General features: G+C 35.1%; 1 protein-coding gene. It reads right to left on the reverse strand.

From position 1 onward, the window contains the following. Positions 1-148: 148 nt before the first annotated feature. Positions 149-502 carry an ISAon1 family transposase N-terminal region protein gene (locus tag AABL87_RS17725; RefSeq protein ID WP_006260368.1) on the reverse strand — a complete coding sequence of 118 codons (354 nt, stop codon included), beginning with the start codon at positions 500-502 and terminating at the stop codon, positions 149-151. Positions 503-553: the final 51 nt, after the last annotated feature.

Here is a 553-nt window from a genome sequence, read left to right on the forward strand (position 1 = left end):
AGTTATATTTTCTGGGTAGAGTAGCCAGTCTTGTGCATGTTCTTGTTGATCCCATTGTTTGAAACCACTAGTTTTATGTTTGTATTGGCGTTGAAACTTCTCTCCTTTAACCCCAAATAATTCACCAATAGCCTTACAGCTAAGTACTTTAGTATCGGCCAATTTTTTTTAAGAACTCCGAAAACTCTGTAGTCATTCGTGTTCCTTCTGCGATGATATTCCAATCACGTGATATAATTTCTCCTGTTTGTTTATCTGTCCAACGACGACGTTGTACGTGTAGTTTAACTGATTTACCTCGTAACGGGAAGTCTTCAATAGTAATCATACTATGGAAACCTTTAGAAATAAGCTGTCTTTCAGCACATTGATTTCCGTAATCATTCTTCTCTTCAAAGTAGATATGTAGTTTGGTCTCTAATTCTTCTACTTTAGTAATATTGAAGTGTTCTACTAAGTAAGTAGGTAAGATTAGTTTTAGTATTTCTTGGCTATCCATCATAGCACAAAGATATTATTTTACACTTTCCTCCCCAACTTTTAACGTTGATCC

Origin of the sequence: Myroides sp. C4067 (genome assembly GCF_038039665.1) — a bacterium.
In the GTDB taxonomy this organism is placed as follows: domain Bacteria; phylum Bacteroidota; class Bacteroidia; order Flavobacteriales; family Flavobacteriaceae; genus Flavobacterium; species Flavobacterium odoratimimum.

Bases quoted from the DNA above. Each gene is read 5' to 3' on its own strand.
- AABL87_RS17725 (WP_006260368.1), bottom strand. From the start codon at position 502: ATGATGGATAGCCAAGAAATACTAAAACTAATCTTACCTACTTACTTA.